26 protein-coding genes and 3 pseudogenes are annotated in these 22898 nt (G+C 44.7%); 19 read left to right on the forward strand and 10 right to left on the reverse strand.

Annotated features, from left to right (window positions below; genetic code table 11):
* Positions 1 to 23: 23 nt before the first annotated feature.
* Positions 24 to 857 carry an aldo/keto reductase gene (locus tag NDI33_RS15175; RefSeq protein ID WP_199302298.1) on the reverse strand — a complete coding sequence of 278 codons (834 nt, stop codon included), beginning with the start codon at positions 855 to 857 and terminating at the stop codon, positions 24 to 26.
* A gap of 30 nt (positions 858 to 887) precedes the next feature.
* Here NDI33_RS15175 and NDI33_RS15180 point away from each other — a divergent pair, with 30 nt between their 5' ends.
* On the forward strand, positions 888 to 1076 hold the full coding sequence (locus NDI33_RS15180; RefSeq protein ID WP_190412461.1) for a hypothetical protein: 189 nt from the start codon (positions 888 to 890) through the stop codon (positions 1074 to 1076).
* A 40-nt stretch (positions 1077 to 1116) separates the two neighbouring features.
* Here NDI33_RS15180 and NDI33_RS15185 read toward each other — a convergent pair.
* Positions 1117 to 1413 (reverse strand): annotated as a pseudogene (locus NDI33_RS15185) (Uma2 family endonuclease); the annotation flags it as partial.
* 68 nt (positions 1414 to 1481) lie between these two features.
* On the opposite strand from NDI33_RS15185, the gene NDI33_RS15190 reads away from it, so the two are divergent.
* A complete protein-coding gene (locus NDI33_RS15190; RefSeq protein ID WP_190527990.1) occupies positions 1482 to 1688 on the forward strand; it encodes a hypothetical protein in 207 nt (68 codons plus the stop codon).
* A 193-nt stretch (positions 1689 to 1881) separates the two neighbouring features.
* A complete protein-coding gene (locus NDI33_RS15195) occupies positions 1882 to 2226 on the forward strand; it encodes a hypothetical protein (protein ID WP_190412460.1) in 345 nt (114 codons plus the stop codon).
* Between the two features lie 213 nt (positions 2227 to 2439).
* On the opposite strand, the pseudogene NDI33_RS15200 reads toward NDI33_RS15195, so the two are convergent.
* A pseudogene (locus NDI33_RS15200) lies at positions 2440 to 2745 on the reverse strand (Uma2 family endonuclease); the annotation flags it as partial.
* 131 nt (positions 2746 to 2876) lie between these two features.
* Complete coding sequence (locus NDI33_RS15205; RefSeq protein WP_190673075.1) at positions 2877 to 5900, reverse strand: NACHT domain-containing protein; 3024 nt, start codon at positions 5898 to 5900, stop codon at positions 2877 to 2879.
* 126 nt (positions 5901 to 6026) lie between these two features.
* Between NDI33_RS15205 and NDI33_RS15210 the strand changes: the two genes are divergently transcribed.
* From NDI33_RS15210 to NDI33_RS15220, 3 genes and pseudogenes are all read left to right on the forward strand, one after another.
* Complete coding sequence (locus NDI33_RS15210) at positions 6027 to 6260, forward strand: hypothetical protein (protein ID WP_190673078.1); 234 nt, start codon at positions 6027 to 6029, stop codon at positions 6258 to 6260.
* A gap of 234 nt (positions 6261 to 6494) precedes the next feature.
* A pseudogene (locus NDI33_RS15215) lies at positions 6495 to 6653 on the forward strand (TrpB-like pyridoxal-phosphate dependent enzyme); the annotation flags it as partial.
* 52 nt (positions 6654 to 6705) lie between these two features.
* Positions 6706 to 7326 (forward strand): alpha-ketoglutarate-dependent dioxygenase AlkB, encoded by a 621-nt coding sequence (locus tag NDI33_RS15220; RefSeq protein ID WP_190673080.1) that lies wholly within the window; start codon positions 6706 to 6708, stop codon positions 7324 to 7326.
* On the opposite strand, the gene NDI33_RS15225 is transcribed toward NDI33_RS15220, so the two are convergent.
* A complete protein-coding gene (locus NDI33_RS15225) occupies positions 7304 to 8497 on the reverse strand; it encodes a GUN4 domain-containing protein (protein ID WP_190673083.1) in 1194 nt (397 codons plus the stop codon). The two genes, NDI33_RS15220 and NDI33_RS15225, sit on opposite strands and share 23 nt — an antisense overlap.
* 72 nt (positions 8498 to 8569) lie before the next feature.
* Between NDI33_RS15225 and NDI33_RS15230 the strand changes: the two genes are divergently transcribed.
* Both NDI33_RS15230 and NDI33_RS15235 read left to right on the forward strand, forming a co-directional pair.
* Positions 8570 to 8707, forward strand: a complete 138-nt coding sequence (locus NDI33_RS15230; protein WP_190536348.1) for a hypothetical protein — start codon at positions 8570 to 8572, stop codon at positions 8705 to 8707.
* Between the two features lie 100 nt (positions 8708 to 8807).
* Entirely contained in the window at positions 8808 to 9107 is a 300-nt protein-coding gene (locus NDI33_RS15235) for a hypothetical protein (RefSeq protein ID WP_190673086.1), read from the forward strand.
* Positions 9108 to 9338: 231 nt separating this feature from the next.
* Here NDI33_RS15235 and NDI33_RS15240 read toward each other — a convergent pair whose 3' ends face one another.
* Both NDI33_RS15240 and NDI33_RS15245 read right to left on the reverse strand, forming a co-directional pair.
* Positions 9339 to 9509: a hypothetical protein gene (locus NDI33_RS15240; protein WP_190673089.1), complete on the reverse strand. Its 171-nt coding sequence runs from the start codon at positions 9507 to 9509 to the stop codon at positions 9339 to 9341.
* Positions 9510 to 9704: 195 nt separating this feature from the next.
* Positions 9705 to 10148: an ester cyclase gene (locus tag NDI33_RS15245; protein ID WP_206753651.1), complete on the reverse strand. Its 444-nt coding sequence runs from the start codon at positions 10146 to 10148 to the stop codon at positions 9705 to 9707.
* Between the two features lie 205 nt (positions 10149 to 10353).
* Here NDI33_RS15245 and NDI33_RS15250 point away from each other — a divergent pair, with 205 nt between their 5' ends.
* The 4 genes from NDI33_RS15250 (at position 10354) to NDI33_RS15265 (ending at position 12455) form a co-directional block, all read left to right on the forward strand.
* Positions 10354 to 10944, forward strand: a complete 591-nt coding sequence (locus NDI33_RS15250; RefSeq protein ID WP_190673094.1) for a PadR family transcriptional regulator — start codon at positions 10354 to 10356, stop codon at positions 10942 to 10944.
* A 13-nt stretch (positions 10945 to 10957) separates the two neighbouring features.
* Complete coding sequence (locus NDI33_RS15255) at positions 10958 to 11203, forward strand: hypothetical protein (protein WP_190673097.1); 246 nt, start codon at positions 10958 to 10960, stop codon at positions 11201 to 11203.
* Between the two features lie 100 nt (positions 11204 to 11303).
* Entirely contained in the window at positions 11304 to 11783 is a 480-nt protein-coding gene (locus NDI33_RS15260) for a GNAT family N-acetyltransferase (protein WP_190673100.1), read from the forward strand.
* A 147-nt stretch (positions 11784 to 11930) separates the two neighbouring features.
* Positions 11931 to 12455 (forward strand): hypothetical protein, encoded by a 525-nt coding sequence (locus NDI33_RS15265; protein ID WP_190432964.1) that lies wholly within the window; start codon positions 11931 to 11933, stop codon positions 12453 to 12455.
* A gap of 250 nt (positions 12456 to 12705) precedes the next feature.
* On the opposite strand, the gene NDI33_RS15270 is transcribed toward NDI33_RS15265, so the two are convergent.
* A complete protein-coding gene (locus NDI33_RS15270; protein ID WP_190432962.1) occupies positions 12706 to 13089 on the reverse strand; it encodes a profilin in 384 nt (127 codons plus the stop codon).
* Positions 13090 to 13431: 342 nt separating this feature from the next.
* On the opposite strand from NDI33_RS15270, the gene NDI33_RS15275 reads away from it, so the two are divergent.
* The 4 genes from NDI33_RS15275 to NDI33_RS15290 all read left to right on the forward strand — a co-directional run bounded on the left by NDI33_RS15275 (position 13432) and on the right by NDI33_RS15290 (position 16803).
* The gene (locus NDI33_RS15275; RefSeq protein ID WP_190432961.1) at positions 13432 to 14400 is read left to right on the forward strand and encodes an alpha/beta hydrolase; all 969 of its coding nucleotides are present in this window, start codon (positions 13432 to 13434) and stop codon (positions 14398 to 14400) included.
* 209 nt (positions 14401 to 14609) lie between these two features.
* Complete coding sequence (locus NDI33_RS15280; RefSeq protein ID WP_190432959.1) at positions 14610 to 14909, forward strand: hypothetical protein; 300 nt, start codon at positions 14610 to 14612, stop codon at positions 14907 to 14909.
* Positions 14910 to 15082: 173 nt separating this feature from the next.
* The gene (locus NDI33_RS15285) at positions 15083 to 15553 is read left to right on the forward strand and encodes a cupin domain-containing protein (RefSeq protein ID WP_190673104.1); all 471 of its coding nucleotides are present in this window, start codon (positions 15083 to 15085) and stop codon (positions 15551 to 15553) included.
* 236 nt (positions 15554 to 15789) lie between these two features.
* Positions 15790 to 16803 (forward strand): hypothetical protein, encoded by a 1014-nt coding sequence (locus tag NDI33_RS15290; protein WP_199302300.1) that lies wholly within the window; start codon positions 15790 to 15792, stop codon positions 16801 to 16803.
* A 293-nt stretch (positions 16804 to 17096) separates the two neighbouring features.
* Here NDI33_RS15290 and NDI33_RS15295 read toward each other — a convergent pair whose 3' ends face one another.
* Positions 17097 to 18419 carry an amino acid permease gene (locus NDI33_RS15295; RefSeq protein WP_190673107.1) on the reverse strand — a complete coding sequence of 441 codons (1323 nt, stop codon included), beginning with the start codon at positions 18417 to 18419 and terminating at the stop codon, positions 17097 to 17099.
* A gap of 192 nt (positions 18420 to 18611) precedes the next feature.
* Entirely contained in the window at positions 18612 to 19835 is a 1224-nt protein-coding gene (locus NDI33_RS15300) for an ROK family transcriptional regulator (RefSeq protein ID WP_190673111.1), read from the reverse strand.
* Positions 19836 to 19944: 109 nt separating this feature from the next.
* On the opposite strand from NDI33_RS15300, the gene NDI33_RS15305 reads away from it, so the two are divergent.
* The 3 genes from NDI33_RS15305 (at position 19945) to NDI33_RS15315 (ending at position 22785) form a co-directional block, all read left to right on the forward strand.
* Positions 19945 to 20247, forward strand: coding sequence for a hypothetical protein (locus NDI33_RS15305; protein WP_190432949.1), 303 nt, complete (start codon positions 19945 to 19947; stop codon positions 20245 to 20247).
* A 188-nt stretch (positions 20248 to 20435) separates the two neighbouring features.
* The gene (locus NDI33_RS15310) at positions 20436 to 21341 is read left to right on the forward strand and encodes a type 1 glutamine amidotransferase domain-containing protein (protein ID WP_190673114.1); all 906 of its coding nucleotides are present in this window, start codon (positions 20436 to 20438) and stop codon (positions 21339 to 21341) included.
* A gap of 334 nt (positions 21342 to 21675) precedes the next feature.
* Positions 21676 to 22785 (forward strand): vWA domain-containing protein, encoded by a 1110-nt coding sequence (locus tag NDI33_RS15315; protein ID WP_190673117.1) that lies wholly within the window; start codon positions 21676 to 21678, stop codon positions 22783 to 22785.
* Positions 22786 to 22898: the final 113 nt, after the last annotated feature.

The raw sequence follows: 22898 nt of genomic DNA on the forward strand, positions 1-22898 counted from the left end.
CGTTGAGTTCTTTGGAGAAGTGTTTACAGCATTTCTAAGGAAACAGGTTTAGTGGGTGCTGGAAAGGCAGCATCTAAGGAAGCCAATTCATCAGCACTCAATTTCAAATTCAGGGCAGCATAATTCTGCTCTACATGGTCAATGCGGCTGGATTTGGGGATTACAATTACATTTTCCTGATGCAACAACCAGGCGATCGCTACTTGAGCCGCAGTGACTCCTCGTTCCCCAGCGATCGCCTTGAGTGTTTGATGGTTCAGCAAACGCCCTTGCTCAAGTGGAGAATACGCCATGATAGGGATACCTCGTTGCTGACACCAGGGCAGTAAATTCCACTCAATTCCCCGTCGCATCAGGTTGTAGAGGACTTGATTGGTAGCAATTCCTTTCCCATCCTTCAACCCAATGGCTTCTTCCATATCCTCGACATCAAAATTACTCACCCCATAGGTGCGAATTTTGCCGGATTGTTGAAGCGTCGCCAATGCTTCCAGCGTCTCTGCCAGTGGCACAGAACCGCGCCAGTGCAGCAGGTAAAGGTCAAGATAGTCGGTTTTCAAGCGTTGGAGACTTCTTTCGCAGGCAGCAATTGTCCCTCGTTTCGAGGCGTTATGAGGGTAGACCTTGCTGACTAGAAAGACTTCCGCCCGACGAGAAGCGATCGCTTCTGCGATTACTTCCTCTGCACCGCCTTCGCCATACATTTCGGCAGTGTCAATCAAAGATAAACCCAAATCGAGTCCGTGACGTAAGGCATCAATTTCGCTTTGGCGATTCCTGGCATTCTCCCCCATCTGCCAGGTGCCCATACCAAGAATCGGAATTAATTGTCCAGAAGGTAGTTTAAGGGTTCGCATAGCAGTTTCCATCTATTCAAGCTATTGCCCTTGAGCGCTTTTTGGCTGACGCATGGGCATGGCATCAATTGTAGAGAAAAGCGCTGTTGTGGGAAACGCAATGAGCTTGTAGTTCTGCTTGCACTTGTTCTCATCGCAATGCGGCGATCGCCTTCTCTATCAACTGCTGGCAAGCTTCTAGTTGAGTCACATCAGTGGGAATTGCGATCGCCGTTATAGTGAAATACCGAAGATCAGAGCCGCGATCGCCTTTGACCAGCTATTTCTGGAGTGCCTGTTGAAAGGTCTTGATGGCATCAACGTGATTCACCATATTGATGCAACGTAACAACAAATCCAGATCGATCCCTTTCATTTCCTTACTACTGGAAATTTTTTCGTAGTCCAGAGTGTTGCCCTCTCCCCGCAGGTGATAAATCTCTAGCACTCCGTCTTCCCAGAACCACACTTCAGGAATCTTCAGGCGCTTGTATACCTCTAGTTTGTTAATGCCGCCACTGGTAAACACCACTTCGATCGCCAGATCGGGACGCACTCGACCAGGGGTAAGTTTATAGAACCCATTTGACATCTCAACAAAAGACTTTCAGCCTCTTGTTGAGATGTCAAATGGGTTCTATAGGCATGGCAAAGCTTATCTCTGTACTACCCTCTTGTGCTGGGATGCTGTTTAGGCGATCGCTTCCTGACCCCTTGAAAATGACCTACAAGCATTTGACCTTGGTGTTCCTGCCTACCCCTTCCCGTGGCTCTCGTAGGTTGCTAGAACAGAATCCGGAAACTTCTCAACGTCTCCCCTCTATCAGGTTTCTGCGATGCGATCTCTTATAGCAGCAACGCTTCGCGATCGCTTTCAGCCTCTACTCATCCCTACTCAATCTTCCAATTAGGCGTATAACCAGAAGTAACTTGGCTATACATTTGCAAGACCGATGCAGAAATACGTCCTGAGAGTTTTGCGATCGCCCATAGCGCTCTTGTAAAATCATTTTCAATTGTTGAGAATTCGCCCAGGAAAAAGTTTATGGCAGATATGTCCGGTCAAGACCCCTCAGAAATCATAATGGCAACGGTTGATGAAGAACGAAAAGGCACAACTTTCAGTGGTCAGGTCATCCTTGGTATACATCCTGAGGGTGGGCAAGTCGTTTTATTTAGCGACTTTTTAATTGAAGATTATAAAGGCGAACTTACCGCAAATCTTGCAACAGATGGCGATATAACGAAAAGCATTGATTTGGGCGAACTCGATCATAAAAACCCCAGTTTTTGGCTGCCAATTCCGCCGGGAACGGATACATCACCCTACAATACAGTCGTGTTGAGCGACAAAAAAAGCAAGAAAAAAATCCTGACGATCAATCTATAAAATTTGTAACTTAGCTCGTAGTTCAGCCAAATTCGATTGCCCTCTTGTATAGAACCCATTTGAGATCTATTCCTGAAACTAAAAGCCTTGCAGCTAGCTGGTTTTATCCCTGTTCTTGCAAAAAACAGTCGAGTTTAAGCAGGCTCTATCATTGATCGCAAAGTAACGGCTTACTTCAAAGCCAAGCACCCCAGCAAAAGATGTCAAATGGGTTCTATAGGATTCATCCGCCTCTCGCTTGACGGCTCCAGCTTCACTTTCTAGGATCATGGAGCCAGTTGGGGTGAAGTCAAACCCTGCTATAAGCAGGTAAAGCTCCACCAATGCACCGATCCTCTTCTTAACTGTTTCGTGGGGTTCCCCTGGCATCCGTCGAATCTCCAGTACTCCATCCAGGAAGGAAAGCCGATATCCTGGACGGTCTAACAATTGCTCGACTGCTTTGAACTCTCTCCAGGTCAATCCCTCAAACAGGAGGGGTTCTTCCCTTTGGGGTGTTGCTATCGTTGCCGTGGTCATAAGAGTCTCTGGTCTGTTTCCAGATTAGGAGTGATGGGGTTTGGATGGCGATCGCTTTAACGTAACTTCTTTTATAGTATTTGCTTAAATCTGAACAGCTTCTAAACGATACATATTATCTACAGGGTATCTTAAGTAAGATTATTCCATGCTCGATAAAACTCTAAATAGCTCATATTTTGAGTACAATGCCAAATCAATTGATAACAATCTACATAAAACCAAGGATTAATTTCTATAGTCCGATCTACTAGATATTTTTTAAAAACTCTAATTATTTTCGAATAATCCTCTTTAGTAATAATCTTTTTTATTTTGTGAAGCACATCTGTACCATCAGATAAACCTTGACTTGTTTGAGCTAGATCCAGTAGGGTTTGGAGAGCAAAAGATTTACCAGACTTTATTTTCGCCAGTTCCTCTGAAGCTAACATACAAAAAGATGCGGTATGAGAATTTTCTATAATCATTTTTCTTAACAGCTCTTCAATAGGTGTTTGTATATTTTTATCTGGTAATAATTGCATTAATACTACAGCACCATTTAAACGCTCCCAATAAGCTAGCTCATCTCCATAAAACACGATCTTCATTAATTCAGAAATATTTTCTGGATTATTAGGTTCGATTTTGCTCAAATTAATTATTGCTTCGTACCTTAAAAATTCATCATCTTCATCGACTCTAGTCTTAATTAAAGCTCTTAAAGTGTTCACAGCCTCTTTGTTTGCTGTTTGTTCCAGTATATCTCCTAGTATATCAATTAACAATCTACAAAAAGATTCATTTTCTATCTTTGGAATCGTTCGTATCAAAGTATTTACAGCAAAAATATTTCCAGGGTTGATTTTATTTAATGTGCTAGCTAAAAGGTAAGTATTTAAATTTTTTTGTTCGAATTTCTCAATCTTACTCTCTAATATTTTTATTACTTCTCTCTTATCTGTAAGAATTTCCTTCAAAGCCAAAGCAGACATTCTATAATCATTTCCTTTAAGTAAACCTAAGAGTTTCTGAATTGACATTGAATTATTAGGAACGATTTTATATAAAACTTTAGCTGCTTCTATAGATGTACTACTAAAATGACTTGTATCAATTATGTATTCTAAAACTTGTATCGCTATTGATCTACCTCCAACAAAATTTGCTAATGAAATAGCAATCTCTATAAGTATTTTTTCATTATTACAAGTGCTTATTAAGTTACTCAATTTCTTGGTTATTTTTTCATTGCTAATCCTTCCTAAGGATTCCTTTGCCTGAAACGAAATCGGGTTAATAAAAGTTTTCCACTCTTTTTCCTTTGAATCAAAATATCCGAAACTCCATTCAATGATTCTATCTATAATGCTGTCCAGATATTTTAGAGAAGCAAATTCCGACATACATTCAGCCGCCAAACAAAAAGCTTTGTACCAATAAAAATTTTCTTTGCTGTCAAAATAGATTAATTGTTTAATAAACATATCCTTGAGATGAGGGGATATTTCCTCTCTTCCAGCCCACAATAAAATTACCTCTTTCCAATTAAATTCAAAAATTCGATAAGTTCCTTCCTCCGGATTGTGAGAAGTGTGATTTAGAAAATCATGCCAATCATCGATCGATAACGCAGCAAAATATTCCTGAAAGGTTGGATGAAAGAATGTGTATACTTTGTCTGACGGTTTATCTGAATCTCTAGCAACTTGAAGCCAGCCAAGATTAAGAGCTAACCAAAAATAAGAACCGTCTTCATCGGGATCGCCCAGTTCATCAAAAACTAAATTGTGTGGCAATCGAAATGGTGATGATTCCTCATCTAATGCACGACACGCTAAACGCCCAAGAGCTTTATTGAGTTTTTCTTGTTTAGCTACTGTATTTGGAAAGAATGCATAATTCAGGTCTTTCTTCCACTTGCTTCTATTCCACTTGTAAAACTCACTGACAAATCGCTTGTATAACTCAGCCTTAGTTGCTGGCAAGCTCTCTTGCTCATGCCATGTCGTACAAAGCATCATCAACTGTAATGGGTTTCTGACGAGTTGTTGAAGCCGAGTACGTTCAGTGTTGGCTAACTCGGTTTTAAGACGTTCACCGCTTTGTTGATTGCTTTTACGAAATCCACTTTCAATGAATTGTTCTACTTGAGTTGGATAATGAAACTCCTTTGTGCGATAGGTTTGGAAATCTCTAAGAGCATTGCTATCTACTTCCCAAACATTGATGCGGCAGGTCAGAATAATGCACGACTGACTTATCCAACCGCGAAGCTGATTATTAATTTCGCGTAGTGCAATGCCAGACGACGCAACAATTTCATCGGCTCCATCCAGCAACAGCCACACTCGTTGTTCATTTAACTGTTTCAAAAAATCAGATTTAACGTCCTGAGTAACATCTCGCACGGCATTATCCAACCACACCTGAGTTAAGTAATCCTTTAGACGTTGCAAATCACCGTTTTTAATCAAGTCACCCAAAGAGATCCAAATTGGTAGACCAAGCTCTTTGTCTAGAATCCAGAAGGCGATGTGCTGTAAAAGTGTTGTCTTTCCGGCTCCGGGTTCACCAATGATGGCAATGCGATCGCTCTTTCCCTGTCGCAAGATCTGTTCCCGAAACTGCTCATACTCAATCGGCGGTTTTTCCTCATACTGCTCTATAGGTCTTGCAGGATGAACATTCTGGCTCAATCGCTCTGGCTCCTTCCGCTCAACCAATGCCAGCGAGATAAAGATTTCATCATCCAGTAAATCAAACTGCATCGCTTCTGAAGCAATAACTTCATTGGTGCTGAACTTCTTCTGGCGATCAAGCATGGTTCGGCAAACTTGTTGCCAGTTAACGCGATGGTTCTCTCCAATTCCATAGCCCGCCTCAATCAGCCATCCTGGAAGGCGTTTCCAATCCACATTCTTCTTGTCTGGAAAAAGGTTGAGAATATGGAGCCTAACGCGCCTGGATAAAGCAACTTTAACAGTCTCTTTTGCAACGCAGCATTGTTTTGCAATCTCTCCTTGCTCCAAGCCACAAAGTACACCCTTCAGGAATTCCCAATCTCTAGGGTCAATTTGCCCTATTTCCTCTAAATCAGATTGGAGCTTATCAATATCAAACTTTTGCTTAACCTGCTCAAAAAGCGACACTTGTGATGAACTCGGAGACATTAAAATTCAGTCTTGCTAGGCAAATACTGAATCAATGCTAACTGATTACTAACTTCTGTTGGTCGATGCTGAGGATTGGCGCTGGCTACTCTTGAGACATCAATGTTCCAGTTACTGAAGCGACAAATGAACAATATCAAGAGTAAGTCTGTATTCCAGCAAGTTTTTTTCACCGTGTTCATGCTGACACTGATATCAGGTGGGACATCATTTTGGCTAGCCTCCTATTCAAAACTGTCTGCTCAGCAAAATCGCCTTTTTGAGATATCAACTATCACTTGGCAAATGGGGATGAACACTATCTTTGGGTTATTGGGAAGCAAGACGTTAGAAGCGTTACAGCAAGACAAAGAAAAATAATTCAGAAGCGATCGCTGGTGTGATTGGGTCAATTGCCCTTCTCCTAAAAGTTCTCGTGCCCGTGATGCAATCCAACCCACCGCAGAAAATAGTCAGTTTTTGATACTGAACCATAACACTTCTTTGCTCAAGGTTTTGCTCAGAGGAGCGATCGCGTAGCGTCCGCTTCGTGGAATCAGCGACAATAGAAATCTCAACTCAAGAAAGCCGCTACTTTCTCTGGAACCCCGAATGTGCAAAGAGTCGGGAGAAAGTAAGGTGATTTTGTTTAACCTTTGCGGTTATTGACACTTTGATATGCAGGCGTACATGGACTATCAAACCGGAAAACTGGTAGATACTGAGTACAGTGCAGAGGAAGTCGCGATCGCTCTGGCAGGATTACCTGTTGTCGGTTGGGGTTCTGGAAAGCTGATTTCTTGCCGCCCTCAGTTTTGTTTGTATTATGCTCAGTGTCCCTCTCCAACTGCCTGACGCAGATATCGTATTCTACCCGTCTCTGCTGGATGGGGAGGAAAGCGATCGCTTGCTCACACAACTGACTGAAACAATCGACTGGCGACAAGACTGGATTAGCATCTACGGGCGCTCAATGCCTCAACCCAGACTGACGGCTTGGTATGCCAATCCCGGTGTATCCTACACTTACTCTGGCATCACGATGCACCCCTCTCCCTGGACACGCACGCTACTTGACCTCAAGGCAAAGGCTGAAGCCGTTTCTGGTGTGGTGTTCAACAGCGTGTTGCTCAATCTCTACCGAGATGGCAACGACAGTATGGGCTGGCACAGCGATGATGAACCGGAACTAGGACACAATCCAGTCATTGGTTCTCTGAGTTTGGGAGGAACGCGGCGGTTCATACTGCGGCACCGAGCCGAGAAAGGCTTAAACCATCAACTGGAGTTAACTTCTGGTAGTTTTCTACTGATGCAAGGGACAACGCAGCACTACTGGCAGCATCAAATTCCTAAGACTAAACGTCCGGTTCCTCCCCGGATTAATTTGACCTTTCGAGTCATTGACTTGTCAGTTCGCCTAACTAGCGAACTTGACACTGATTGAGTTTGGTAAACAAAGCAGGCACGTAGTCATAATAGCGATCGCTAGCAAGATAAATGGCATCCGTGGTACAACTGCCACAACCGGGTTCGCTGAGCATGTCACTCAGCAAGTTTGAGGAAATTCCTGCCCAGGGAAACTGTCCGATTGGTGCGGTAGCAGTAGAATTCAGTTCTGAATCCAACCGCCATTTGGTTCCAGCTAACACTACCCCAAAAGGATTCTTTTCCGGCAATGGTTGGGATCTATACCATCCCACTGCCTGACCGAACTTCTCAACTCGTGCTTTCGGATTTTTCGTCTGGGAGGCAGTTTGCTGCCAGATGCGCTTTTGAGCGCTGTACCCAAAGCGTCCCTTACTGGCTTGCGACCAGAGAGTATCTATGGTAAGAAAGTCTTCACAGGGAAGACTATTGAGCAGGGTTTTGCTGCCGTAGAGTAAGTCAGCACCCTGTCCTTGGAGTTTCTGCAATCGCTGGAAGATGGCGCGAGTCTCTACATCCGCACCCCGCCAGTCACCTGCTGCCAAAAGGCTTTTGAGGCGGCTGTAGTTGATGCGCCATTTGTTAGGAGAAGTGCTAGCGATCGCATCGAAGGTAAAGCTTTTAACGGTGTCCTGATATACCTGCCGGATGGAATCGTTCTTTTGCAGGTAGGCTCCTTGTAGGCGAAATACATAGCGACCATCGGGACTGCTGAATAGCACGTTATCAGACTCGTAGAGTCCAGTGGAAGTGTAAGCGATCGCTTTCTGTCCCGCAACGGTGAGGGGGCGATCGTCATTTTGGCTGAGTTCGCCTTTCCAACTGGTTAGGGGCAACCGCTTGGAGTTGTCGTAAATAGTGATGCTGACGATCGGAGGAGTTTCAGGTAAATTCTCCCGGTTCAAAAAATCTTTCTGCTGCCAGACTTCTAGGACTTCCAGCGGGGGACTTGGCTTCGTCGATTGAGTCGTTTCGGTAGGCGTGATGACATAGCCACGCGGGGAAACGAAGCGAAACCCAAAGCGATCGCTCAGATAAAACACATCCCGACTTTGGACAGTTGAGGTGTTGGCAGCAGGTTTGGCAGCAATTGCTACAGGTGTGGGAGATTGAGTGGAGGATGTTGGAAGATTGGTGCTACAGCCAATAGCCAGAAATGTCAGTAGCCCAACTGCAATAGAGCGCTTCATATCGCTAGCTTAAGTATTCTTTAATCTTGATGTCGTCTCCAGTCTGGCAAGTTTGCGATTGAATCGGTTGCTTTGTTTCAGTTTGAGATACAAAAGCGATCGCTCTATTGGTTCGCGAAAGGCGATCGATATGGCAATTACAGCGATCAGGCTGATATCTGCGTGCAGCAAAAGCTAACCTATGCGAGCGATCTATTTGTGCTGGGTTGAGATCGCACTTGATACATGAGAGGTATGTTAATTAAGAAAGAGTAAGCCCTGAGCGAATCAGGGTTTATATAAAAAACATGAGAAATTTGAAGTTATCAAAATGAGTAATTTTCCCACAAGTGTTCCTGTTCCGATTGGGACAGGGGATGTCAGCATCAATGGAAACATCGCAACATTCCAGACTCCGTATGGTATAGTCAAATTTGATACGAACCAGAATCCTGTCCGAGTTCTTGACAAAGAGATGCGTCAGAGTCTTATGCAAAGTACAGATGGTGAATGGTTTATTGAAACGATTTCTGGCGGAATCAGCCTTCTAGTAGTGAGATTATTCCATCAGGTCTATCTGATGAAGTTACCACCTACTCATGAATTGATTCCCAGCAATCAAGGCAAGTAGAGGCAGGTTTGTCTAACACCTCACTGCACCGGACAGCTAGGTAATACATCAAATTGCCCGATAGCGACCCGCCTCAAAATCAGCGATCGCTTCAATAGCTAAATCTTCTAACAAGTCATTAGCAATGTCTTTCTCTAACTGCTCGGAAGTTTCTGAAATTCGTCAGGCGGAAGCTTAAGAATGGCAGCTTCAATTTGCTCAACAGTCATAATCGCCATGCGTGGTTAGTGACTACATTTTAATATGCGCGTAGATGCGTTTGTGGAGCGTTGCCGAAGGCTCGAAGCTTGTCGTCAGACACCGCTTTCCTTGTTCGCAAAAAGCGATCGCTATGACACTTACACATGAGTTTTGAGAATAAGCGATCGCAGTGATACCTACGCGCAGCGTTGTTTTACCCATCAGCTCAAAGCAGTGTCTTACCGGCAACCTTGCCCTAACTTAAGCCTAAACACAAATAGATAACCTTCATAGTGCCATAGTGCTGTGTGCCCTAGTGCTGTCCGCACGGATAAACTAAGAAGACTCACGGCAAAGTTAAGCCGCCTTTGCTGCCGACACTCGGCTGAGCTTCGTTGTGGTGCAACACTTACAAGCCTATGAGACTGGTAAACCAATTTGCGTGAACCAAGTGTACTTGTCTATGTAGCCACGCTGGAAACGAATTTTGCCATCAATGACCTGAAAGAAGCCACACCCGCGTAGTGTAAAACTCTTGCCGGTTGGTGGGTTGCCGCCAAGCTCACCCAAGAATGTACCGCCACCGCTCCACTCAATGATGACCCACTCACCATCCTCGAAGATATTTTCCGGATGCGTGTAGTTGTCTGGAAAGGCATTGAAGAAGGCGATGAAACTCTCAAGCAGTACCTTGCGCCCTTGAAGTGGGGCACCAAAAGCAACTTGATGGTTGATGGCATCATCGTGATAAAGCTCGATGAGTGCGTAAGGATCGCGAGCGTTATAGGCAGCAACCCAGTCGTGTAGAACTTCTTTGGGCGATTTCATATCGCTAATCATACCAAAGACAATTGCGACCAAATATTATTTGGCTGCACAACGGTGATGCTAAGTGCTGGCAAACAACCGCAATGCTGCCAAATGAATCACATAAATATTGTTAGTGGGTGATTGACAACTGAGCAGGTATATAAAACTTATGATGGTCCAATCCGATATATCGCGATAGATTAGTTTTAGATTTAAACGATATATCGCGATAACTCACAACCACAAGGAGCAAAGTATGTTCAGACACAGACAATTTCATCCCAGTTTTTTTGTACCAGCATGGGCAGGAGAAGGACAAGGACTGAGCAATCCATTCTTTATGAGTGGGCGACATGGACGCAGAGGTTCGTCGGGTGGCGGATGGGGAGATGAGCCTCGCACTCGTCGCGGTGACATTAAGTTCATTCTGCTTGGGCTTCTATCTGAGCGTCCCCAGCATGGTTATGAATTGATGAAAGAGCTAGAAGCACGTCGCGGTGGCTTTCGCCGCCCTAGTCCAGGCTCTGTCTATCCAACGCTTCAGATGCTGGAAGAAGGCGGTTATTTGACCAGTGAGGAAGTCGAGGGCAAGCGGGTTTATACGATTACCGAGAGTGGCAGACAATTCTTGAGCGATCGCAACCAGCACTCTCATTCAAGAAACCCTCACGACAGTTTTACGGAAAATAAGCCTTCTGAATTGATTGAATTGCGGCATACTTTAACCCAGTTGAATGATGCTGTCACCCAAGTTGCTCGAAGTGGCAATGTGGAGCAAGCCAATCGAGTACGCGATCTGCTTGTTCAGGTAAAGCGTGAGATTTACAAGCTGCTTGCAGAGCAGTAAGCGGGAGGTTGTTATGTTAGAGGGAGCGAACTGCCCAACTTGCGGTGCTGTCTGTCGTATTCCCGGTCAAGACGCTGAGGGTTTACCACAGATGAGAGCCTTTCAAAACACTGATGCACAGCAGAAAATTGAACGGTTGAAGAAATCTCTACACCATCTTCGGGAAACGCTTCACCAGGAACGGGCGACTGCAAAAGCCAAGATTCTAGATCGAGAAACGGAACTCTCAAACTTGCGAAAACCGATTGGCGTCGATTGAGGCAAGTTGCTGTAAGCATTCAAAACCAAGCTATCAGAGCTTGTATTATATTGTAGTATGTTGGATGAAGCTTGCAGAGTTAACTGGAGTTCATGTGGGAATGCAAATTGAACCATACGAGCCTCGCCACCTTGATGCTGTTATTCGTCTTTCGCTTCGGGCGTGGACTCCAGTCTTTGATTCGATTCAGAACGCGATGAACGCTGAGGTGTACCAGGCATTCTATCCCAATCATTGGCGTGTGAGCCAGCAAAAAGCTGTTGAGGATGTCTGTGCTGCGGAAGACACGAACGTATGGGTTGCTATCGATGCAGGTTCTACTGTGGGATTTGTAGCCGTGAAACTACACTCAGACGACAGCATGGGTGAAATCTACATGGTTGCTGTCGATCCAGACTTTCAAGGTCATGGCATTGGTAGTGCTCTGATAGAATTCGCTCTGGCTTGGATGAAAGATGCTGGGATGTCTATTGCTATGGTTGAGACTGGAGGTGATCCTGGTCATGCCCCAGCGCGTCACACCTATGAAAAGGTGGGCTTTGAGCTATTCCCAGTTGCCAGATACTTCAAGAAGCTCTAAGTGCAGATGTATTGATTTCGCGATCGCATTGTATCCTTCAACTTAATGCGATCGCCCGATCTTGTAGTTCGGGTTGAAGTATGAAACCCGACACTCATCACTGCTTCTCCACCTGAACCCTGGTGCGATCGCCCAATCGAGTCATGTTTGTCACGTTACCTACTGATTCATACGCAAGGACTTGACACTACTCAACCCAACCTACAGCGAGAGGCGATCACACCCCAATCAACTAAAGCACAGCCGTCCGACTTCACCCAAGCCGTAAAACAGACCGCGCAACGACTGAACACCAAAGCCGAATATCTCCTAGGGGTGATGTTGTTTGAGACGGGTGGCGCTCTTGATCCGTGCCAGAAGGGTGCGATCGCGCTCGATGGAACCAGAGCCACTGGCTTGATTCAATTTATGCCGGATACTGCGAAGGAACTGGGGACAAACTCAGAGGAACTGTGCCGCATGAGTCAGGTTGAACAGATGCAATCGGTTGAGAAGTATCTAGTGCAGCGCGGTTTTAGTAGTGGTGGGATTGAAAAACTTTACAGCACTGCGTTTGCGGGGCATCCAAGCGATGACTCAAGCATCGGCGATGGATACCACACACTCAGCGGCGCTGTGAAAAGGATTGAACGCGAACACTTACCCCTAGCAAAGAATGTGTTAGGAAAATGAGCAGCTAAAGGCACTTGAGGGGTTTGAGTAGCAATCGTGCAGAAACTTACGCGCTTGGCTGAAACTTTAGACCACACCAAGAACGGCAAGACTTCCACAGGTAAGCAAAAGTTCAAGTGTAAACAATGTTCTAAAACTTTCAGCATCTAATTTATTCAGCCTAGTAATTGCGTAAGCGGGTTTTCGCTTCCCGCCTAGGCAACCTACAAAGGGGAAATCAAGACTATACAAGATTAACTACTATGCGAAATTAGTAACCATAGGATATCAAGTAATCTGCAATATTTGCAACGACAGGAAAAGCCTCAGCCATTTGTATGGGTGCAAGGATGATTGTAATTAAAATTGTTTGTTTAGTTTGTGCTGTGATAGCTCCATTAGCTCCTAGCTTTGCCAAAATCAAGTTTTCCTCAATATTTAGAAGCATATATTTTTTTCCATCAAGAGTAATACCGTCCTCATAGGCTTTCTGAGGATTATTGTATATATCAGCTAATGCCTTCCTTTCATTTGCTGAGGGTTCAAATCCTTTACTATGCGCCCATATACTATTACCATCTTTGCTAAGAATAGCGGCTTGAGATATCTTCCCTGTCCCAATAAGGTTAGTATCAATGTAATCTTGCCAGCTCATAGCTATGATTTTCTATGTGTATATACAAACATTTAGAAAATTAGCACGACTGAGAAAAGGAATGCAAGGACAGTTAAAACAGTTAAAAATATTTAATAAAAATTTTAGATTTCGAGAGCATAGATTCTCATTCTCATACGATTAACTCCCAGTCTCCCGGTGCGATCGCCCGCTCTTGTAGGTCGGATTGAAGGATGAAACCCGAAACCGATCGCTACTTCTCCACCTCAACCTTGGTGCGATCGCCCCATCGAGTCAGAAAAGCTATCTGTGGGACAATTGCAAACGTACTTAAGCTTGGGGATCAACTGAATGCTATGGCTTGTTGTACCCCTTGGGGTATTGATTGGAGTAGTCGGGCTTGGAGCAATTTATCAAGCATTTGCCACAAGTCGTGATCGCCTTATGTTTCTGCCACCTGGAAAATTAATTCAAATCAATGGTAAAAATTGGCACTGTCAAATTATGGGTAAAGGTTACCCAACAGTCATTGTAGATAGTGGAACCGGAGGGACTCACCTAGACTGGGAATTAGTGCAGCCTGAAGTTGCAAAATTTACAAAAATCTTGACCTACGATAGAGCAGGCTATGGCTGGAGTGCTATAAGTTCAGAACCACGCACAGCTGAGCAAATTGTTAGTGAGTTGCGGCAACTTTTGAGAGAGGTTGAAATTGAGCCGCCTTATGTCTTAGTGGGGATGTCTTTAGGTGGTTTATTCAGTCGCTTATCTGCCTATCACTATCCAGAAGAAGTCGCTGGGATGGTTTTAGTGGATGTTGCTCATGAAAGAATGTATGAGGACACACCAGTCCAATGGGTTGAATTAAACAAACGACTGGAAGGACTGTTAACTCATCTAGTGCCCATTATGGGACGTATCGGTCTGCTTCGTTTGCTTGTCGCTTTTGATTCTGTGCCTATGGCGGCTGGTTTATTCCAAAAATTTCCACCTTCACTTCAACCTCTGGCTAAAGCACTCTATTCTCAAACTCAGTTTGGGAAAACTTTTGCTCAGGAATCGGCAGCGGTATCAATCAGCATGAACCAGGTTGAACAAGCACGGCAAACAAAGCCGTTTCCTGATATTCCTCTGATTGTTTTGTCGGCTGGAAAGCCAGACTTCGACATAACACAAGATGTGCTTGAGAAACTGCAAGAATTACACGCAGAGCTAGCCAATGAGTCGCCTCAAGGCGTTCACATTATTGCTCATGAAAGTGGACATGCAATCCAACTTGATAAACCAGAATTAGTCATTGATGCAATTCGTCAAGTTGTTGAAAAAGTGCGTTGCAGTAGTGATCCTTAACAACCCTATTGGAGCGGAATGTCGATAGATGCTAGTCATGTTGCAAAGGTTAGTTGATTTCGCGATCGCATTGTATCTTTCAACTTAATGCGATCGCCTTTTCGTTCTTGTAAATCCTTGTTTAGAATCGGTGTCTAGTGCAGTTTTGGCTCAATTAGTGTTTGTTTAGGCAATAGTACAACTCAAATACGATAAGAGCATGGAATGTAATGATAGAGGAAAATACGCGGACAGACTTGCAACAACGGCAATGGATTTTTGATGTCAAAGATATAAATCTGATACCACAAGGAGCTTCATTTGTTAGCTTGTGGAAACAGTATACAAATGGCGTTGCGATCGCGCTGTCTATTCACTCTGAGAACGGTCAGTTTGCGTTGTATCAAGATGTGGGTCATGCGGCATCTGGAACAAAAAGAACTAATTGCGGTACATTTTCAACCGCAGATGCTGCGGTACATCAACTGATTCAAGAGTGCGATAGCTGGGATAATACGTGGGGTATCTAATAGCAAGCTGAGGGAAATAACGGGTGGATAAATGAGCATTGTGTAGATAGCATCACGCTTTATTACCGAGGGCATCAGAGTATGGTGACTGAAGTGCTATGGTTTGACGATACTGGAAAAGTAAAGAAAGCTTTGGTTTGTTACGCCATTAATATAACAAGGAAAGGTGAGTTATGAAGCAATCGCCAATTTCATCTGAATCGATTTCAGCACCGAGCGGTAAGACGATATATCCAGAACCTTATGCTTCCCTTGTGAAGGGACGACAAAAGCGAAAACTGGGTGACTATTTTGGGTTGACTCATTTTGGAGTTAATTTAACCCATCTCTCACCCGGTGCAATTTCTGCTCTTGCTCACAGCCACTCAAAGCAAGAAGAATTTATCCTGGTATTGGAAGGCAACCCAACGCTGGTACTCGGCGAAGAGGAATTCGTTTTGCATCCCGGTGACTGCTATGGATTTCAGGCAGGCACAGGTATCGCCCATCAACTGATTAATCGATCTGAAGAAAACGTAACCTATCTTGAGGTTGGCGATCGCACTGAGGGAGATGAGGTTGTATTCCCAAATGACGATCTCAAAGCAACACAATTGCCGAATGGCGAATGGGCTTTAACGCACAAAGATGGTCGCGCATATTAATAGCACTGCCTAACAACCGCGCTGCATCGAAACGTTGGGCGATCGCATTCTATCTTTCAACTGAATGCGATCGCCCAATCGAGTCGTGTTTGGTTTCACATTACCTACTGATTCACAAGCAAAGACTTGACAGACTCAACCCAACTTACAGCGGGGGGCGATTGGACTCGTTCCAATACTTTGTCTTAAAGATAAAGGTGTTATAATTTAAACTCGTTTTTTGTGTTCTTACTGACATGAGTGACTTTCAAACTCCTGAAGGCTCCAGTATCATTTCGCAGCAATCTGGGCAACTTGTACCTCTTGATGAATTTAAGTCACTCTTCTATCAACTTAATGCAAAGCCAGATACCGAAATTCGCTTGTTGCGTGGTAATAAAAATTTAGAGTTAGCGGATATTATAAGCATTAACGAACGGATATCAGATAAACTTCGCAATCATGATTTAATTGCAGAAATTGCCTCGATCAACTTTATACTATCAAACAGAAAAATAAAGGACTATTCTACTTGGGCTGAATTTGAAAGAGAAAATTGGGATACAGTCAACGAAAAAGTCCGCACAGTTACTATTAAGTGGGATGTTGCAATTAAATTACCTCAGTATAAATTACCCCAAAGACATTCTTTGAAGGTAAGAATTGGAAGCGAGATTCCACCCAAGGATATTTTTCAACTAATTCTCACAAGTGACGATATTACAGAGCTAATGGAGGCACGAACACAAAGTATATGCAAAGTCGATTTTGTAAATGACATTCTTGCTGCTGAGTTGATGAATATTGTAGTTAACTGGTATGAAGGATTGCGCGATTTACCAAAAAGCAATTTCATCAACAGCTTTCTCAGCAATCAAGGTAAGTTGTTAAGTGAAATAATTCGATATGCCTCGCCCATTGTTTTACTACTAATCTTTTATCAATATTATGATTACTGCATACCTTTGCTTAGAATACAAGAGCAAGTTTCTCTCAAAAGCTTGGGGGCGTTGCTAATTCTGCTGTTATTCATATCCACAACTGGCAGTTTTTTAGGTGTTAAGTTTGAAAGATTTATAGATAAACGAATTGACAAATTTGAAAAACATCCTACATTTTCTATAACAAGAGGCGACAGAAAAGCGGCTGAAGAATTTGAAATAACAAATAAGAAGTTGACGAATCAAATTCTAGGTCGTTCCTTTTGGGTATTGTTTAGCTTAATAGTATCTTCCTTGGTCAAGTTTGTAGTCAAATATATTTCCTCATGAGGTTCAGGCTAACAATTCAAATGCAGCGGGCAGTCGATATCTATTGATGCTGAGTTCGAGGTTGTCTGCCGCCGTTGCATTTTGCTATTAGATCGCTATGTATCCGACATAAGCTAAAGGTCGTAATCCAATAAAGGCGGATCGTAAGAGGTTCTAACTGGAACTTCTAGAGATTGCAGGTACGACCAATGCTTGGAGAGTGAAGTGCGATCGCTAGATACAGTTTGAAATCTAATTTCGCGATCGCATTCTATCCTTCAACTGAATGCGATCAAGCTATATCGCAGATAAAGTTAAGCGCTGGGTAATCGCCTGCTAACAGCATTGCGAATTAAAATGATGAGAATGCCTAAACCTGTAAACACTAACGCCAAAATGCGACTTTCACGAGAGGCAAAGGCAATCAGAACTAAGTTGGAGATTAGCGCTAAAGCTGGAATCGCAAAAGGAACTTGAAAACCGGAGATTCGGGGTTCTTGCCGTTTAATGACCAGCAATGAGAGGTTGACAAGAGAGAACATTGCCAGAATCAAGGTTGCGGTTGTTCCAGCTAGGAATTTAAGTGTACCTGAAAGCGCCAGAAAAATCACGAGCGGCAGAATGACCAGCAGCGTTCGGTAAGGAGTTGCGCGGCGTGGATGTAATTTTCCTAACCAAGATGGAAGCAGCCCTTCGCGGGACATTCCGTAAAGCAGGCGCGATGCTGTGACAAAATTCAGCAAAGCAGTATTGAGAACAGCGAACAACGCAATCAGTGAAAAGACGATTGCTGGGAAATTTGGCTGCGATCGCTGAACGACTTCGAGAAGAGGAGCTTTCGAGGCGGCAAGTTCCGCCGAACTGATTACCTGAACGGCAAGCCAGGAAACGAGAACATAAATGATACCAGCAATCCCCAGGGAAAGCAGAATCGCTCTCGGAACATTGCGCTGGGGATCTTTCACTTCCTCGGAAACATTGACAATATCCTCAAACCCAATGAAGGCGTAGAAGGCGAGTGCTGCTCCCTGAACCACGGCTATCCAACCAATCGGTGGTGCGTTGGGGACGGGAATGGGAACCGGATTCGCTGCGCCTGCTGGGTTCCCGATGAGGAAAACGGTGGCGACAAAGATAACAATCAGAAGACCTGAAACCTCAAGAGACGTGCAAAAAATATTTAAGGCTGAGGACTCCTGCATTCCCCTAAAATTGACAAATGCAAGACCCGCAAATAGCGCCAGGATAATCAACCAATCTGGAATTGCTGGAGCAAAAGCATTGAGATAGCCTGCAAACGCTTTTGATAGCGTCGCCATTGAAACCAGACAGGTACAAAACATCAACCAGCCTACCAAGATTGAGAGCCAATCCCGGCGAAATGCTCTGTGGATGAAACTAGCGACTCCTCCGCTTTGAGGAACTCGATTACCAAGTTCTGCATAACTTAATGCAGTGAGTGCGGCAACAGTCATGGATACCAGGAAAGAAACCCAAACCAAAGAACCGGAAAGTCCGGCAATTTTTCCAACCACTGCATATATTCCGGCACCGAGAATATCACCAACCCCATAAATCACCAGCGTCGGCAATCCAAACACTCGCTTGAGTGAATCCGCTTCTGCATTCGGTTCCATAAAATTTTTCTTATCCTTGTATTTACCCAATCTTGCAATCTTTCTGCTCGTCAGTATAGGGGGTAGGAGGTGGAAGCGCGATCGCAAATTGCTAAGACACAAGCCACGATTAAACAAGGCTTGCAAATAAGGACTGTTTCGCCACATTTAGGCGATCGAGAATGGCTTGGGTAGCAGCTTCATCAAGAATAATTAGTGCAGCAGCAGCAGATCCGGCATCTGAAATAATGATTCATAAACCAGTACTGCACCACCAATCGCCGCCGAATCTTCTCCAAATTGGGAAATCTCTAACCGGAATCGGGCTGCACTGTCAAAGCCATATCCGCTTCTATCGGGCAGACAATTTTGCAACATCTCATCCAATTGCTCTTGTACGTAGGGCACCAGCACCGCCAGCGATCCTCCAAAGACAATCCGTTCCGGGTTGAGTACACCCACTAACCCCCGTACACCCCAACTCAGATACGTTCCCCACTGTTTCACAACCGCTTGCGCGATCGCATCCGCTTGTTCCAACCGAGACAGCAGCGTATTCAGGTCGATCGACTCTCCACTTTGTTGATGATAGGCACTCAATAGCCCAACCTTGCTGCATAAAGCTTCTAGCGTCCCCGCACGCCCCCCTACGGATGTCTGAGAACTATGCGGGTCAATCATCAGTTCGCGAACTTCGCTCGCAGTGCCCCCCGCGCCCCGTAACAAACGATTATTCAGTACCATTCCCGCCCCCACCCCGACACCCAGAAACAGGTAGAGCAAGCTCTGGCTGGCCATCGAGCCACTCAAATACGTCTCGACAAGCGCACCTGCATTCGCATCATTCTCGATAAACAACGGCACATCCAGATGAGGATTCAAATAAGGTCGCAAGTCCACATTCTGCCAATGCAATCTAGGGGCACGAAGGATAATACCTTCCCGATTTAAGGAACCGGGAACCGTGATGCCAATTCCCCGATATTTCTCTTGGCACTCTGGATTTGCCTGCCAGACTTGTTGAATCAAGCCGACTAATTGCCGGGTAACGGTTGCTGGATCGGTGTCTGCGGTCATGGATGCTTCTACTCGACGAGTAACTTGTGCTGCCAGGTTGAGTTCAATGACGCGGATATTTTCATCCCCAAGGGCAACTCCGATAAAAAAGGCTCCCTCTGGATCGAGTTCTAACTCCACCCCAGGACGCCCCCCTTCTGTTCCTGATGCAGTTTCCTTTCCTTCTCGCAGGAGTCCAGTTGCAATCAGTTCTGCCGTAATCACGGTGACGGTTGAACGAGTTAAGCCGGTTCGTCGTGCAATCTCGGCGCGGCTGAGGCGCGGGTGATAGCGTAGCAAACTGAGAATCCGAGCGAAGTTGATTTGCTTGAGCAGGCTGGCGTCAGTCGTGAGTTTTTTCTGGTTGGCATTTGTCTTCATAAGAAACTATCCGCCCTGTTGTTTGTTGTAATGACAAACTATCATAAGTTAGTTTGTTCGTTAAACAAACAATCTAAGATGAAATTATTGAAGTTAATCGGTCTCAGTTATGCGAACCTTCCAACAAAAACGGAATTACAACCAGCTTGAACAACTTTCTCCCCAGGTAGGTGAGTTAGTCGGTTTAAATCTAAAGGGGATGTGGCAGGCTTTTGTCAATTACTGGTACACACCCGCTGGCGAACCGCGAATCCAGCAAAAAAGCGATCGCGCTGGCAACAAATACTGGCGAGTTTGCGATCCGGCAAGCGATCGCACTATCCGCTTTGACGACAGGCAAGAATTGACGATTTGGCTGGATGAACGACATTATCGCAGATCGCAACCGAATCTCTGGAACATCAGCGACTAAGCCCATACGGTAAGCGATGTTCTTGAGAACATGAAAACTCAATTTTGCTGTGTCAAGGTTATTACCCCATCATCTCAACCCCGATTGCACTGTGCTAACCCCTGTGTAACTTCCCGCGCAAGCAGGATAGGGGTTCTAGATTTCAACCTGTGCAGCACTCGACAAACCCACTGATGAAGGAAATATCCATGAACTCCACAAAGAATATGATGACCTCTCTGTTCTCAAAAGCTCTCACCAGCCTACCGGAGCAACCCTCCTCGGCAAAAAGCCTAGGTCGCGTGCTACTGGTGGCTTCTAGCACGAACACACTGCAACTGAAAAATTATCGCGTCGTTCCCACAGGGTACTCCCTAGAAGACCTTACCGTGCCAGTCCAGCAGTTCATTGAAGCTGGCTACGAGGTGGTCATTGCCACACCCGATGGCAAAAAACCCGTCATTCTTGCTCATGCCAACGACTCCCGCTTCGACAACGATCCAGAAGCGCTACAACACGCGATCGCATTCGTTGACACCTACCCCAGTATGCAGAATCCGAAGACATTGAAAGCAGTTTTGTCAGAGGACTTGGATCGCTACATCGGTGTCTACGTTCCCGGTGGTTATGCACCGATGAATGACTTAATGCAAGATCCGGATCTCGGACAGATACTGCGCTACTTCCATAAAACGTCGAAGCCAAGCGCCTTCTTGTCCCACGGCTCAGTGGCAATGCTAGCCGCTTTGCCGGACACCACCGCCTACCGGAAGGCTCTCGTAGATGGCGATCGAGAGGCGGCGAAGACGGCTGCTGCGGATTGGCAATATGCTGGCTACCGCATGACCAGCTTCTCGAACGAAGAAGAGTATCCGATTGAACGGGAGATCCTCGACAGTCAGGTGCCGTTCTACGTCGCCGATGCGCTAGCCAGCGCTGGCGGTCGGGTTGAGCATGGTTCGAGCGACCAAAGCTTTGTTGTGCAGGACAGAGAGCTGATCTCCGGTCAGAATCTTGCCTCGGCTCGCGCGATCGCCCAAGAGTTCGTCGAAGCGCTCGACGAGGCGCGAGTTATCCCCATCTGGGTCAGGAAGCATTTTTTAGGAAAGGCTTAATGTAAATTTGCCAAGACACTGACGCTTGTCCCTTGCACCCCAACCCGTTTCGCAATCGTCTTTGTCTGTAACCCTCATCTCACAGGAGCAGAATGGCTGTTCGGATCTTAAAACGAACAGCCATTCTTGCCTTTGGTCGTGATGTCCAATAACGGTTGACGTTGCTTGTGGTTGATGTCCCTAATCGCTACTCAGCGCTTTAACTTTCCAGAAAGGTTTGATCGCTGGATTTTGCCTGTACTTGTTGTTACATTTTTGGCAACGGAGATATCAATAAGCTAAATTTAGCTGAAATTAGCAGAAAATACTCCTTTATCCAGCAATTAAAAAATCTATGCAGAAAATAACTCAGATTTTATTCGCTACAGCCCTAACCTTAAGCATTCTATGTTTTCCCACCAAAGCATTTGCTAAAGCTAAGATTCAGATCGCCATCCTTTTAGATTCTAGTAATAGTATGGATGGACTCATAGACCAAACTCGTACCCAACTTTGGCAAATTGTCAACTCTTTAAATAAAGTAACCAAAGATGGCGAAGTCCCAGAATTAGAAGTTGCTTTATACCATTATGGAAATGATAATTTACCCTCAGAAGAAGGTTTTGTCAGACTTTTAACTGGATTTACTCCAGAATTAGATTTAGTTTCAGAAAAGCTATTTAGTATCCAAACCAACGGCGGTCAAGAATATGCTGGCTGGGTAATCCGCTCAGCCGTAAAAGAATTAAACTGGAGTAAAGATAAAGCAGATTTTCGGGTTATTTTTATTGCGGGTAATGAATCATTCGATCAAGGCCCGATAGTTTGGCGTGAAGCAGTCGATCTCGCTGCTAAGGGAAATACTTTAGTGAATACTATCTACTGTGGTTTATCAGAAGATCGGGAGCGACAACTTTGGGCTTCAGGAGCTGATTTAGCACAAGGTAGCCACTTCAATATTAATCAAGACGAAAAAACTGAATTTATTAAGTCTCCTTACGATGAGCAAATTGCTACTTGGAATGATAAGCTCAATCAAACTTATATTCCCTATGGTGCAGAAGGAGAAGTTGGACAACAGCGTCAGACGATTGAAGATAGTAACTCCGGCATGAATTTGGCTATGCGTGGGAACTCCAAAGCTTCTGTCTATTACAACAATGCTTCTTGGGATTTGATTGATGCTCTCGATAAGGGAATCGTTAGCCTAGAGAAATTACCGAATAATGCTTTGCCGAAAGCTATGCAAGGGATGACTTTAGCTAAAAAGCAAGAATATGTAGCAGCGAAGAAGGCCGAAAGAGAGACAATTCAAAAAACGATCCGCGACTTATATCAAAAACGTAGCGAATATGTTGAAAAACAGCGCCAGGTTAGTGCTAGTAGTAGCAAAAATACCATTGATTCTGTAATTATTCAAAGTCTCCGCAAGCAATTAGCAGCTAAAGGATTTAAGCTTCAATAACTCCTGGGCTACTCTAGAGTTAATTCAAACTTGGTTTGAGATATTCAGGACTTACGCAGAAGCCGAAAAGGAAACAAAGATGCAACCGTAACGGGTTGGTGCATAAGCCCTAT

This window comes from Trichocoleus sp. DQ-A1, from assembly GCF_039961955.1.
Lineage (GTDB): Bacteria > Cyanobacteriota > Cyanobacteriia > Cyanobacteriales > FACHB-T130 > FACHB-T130.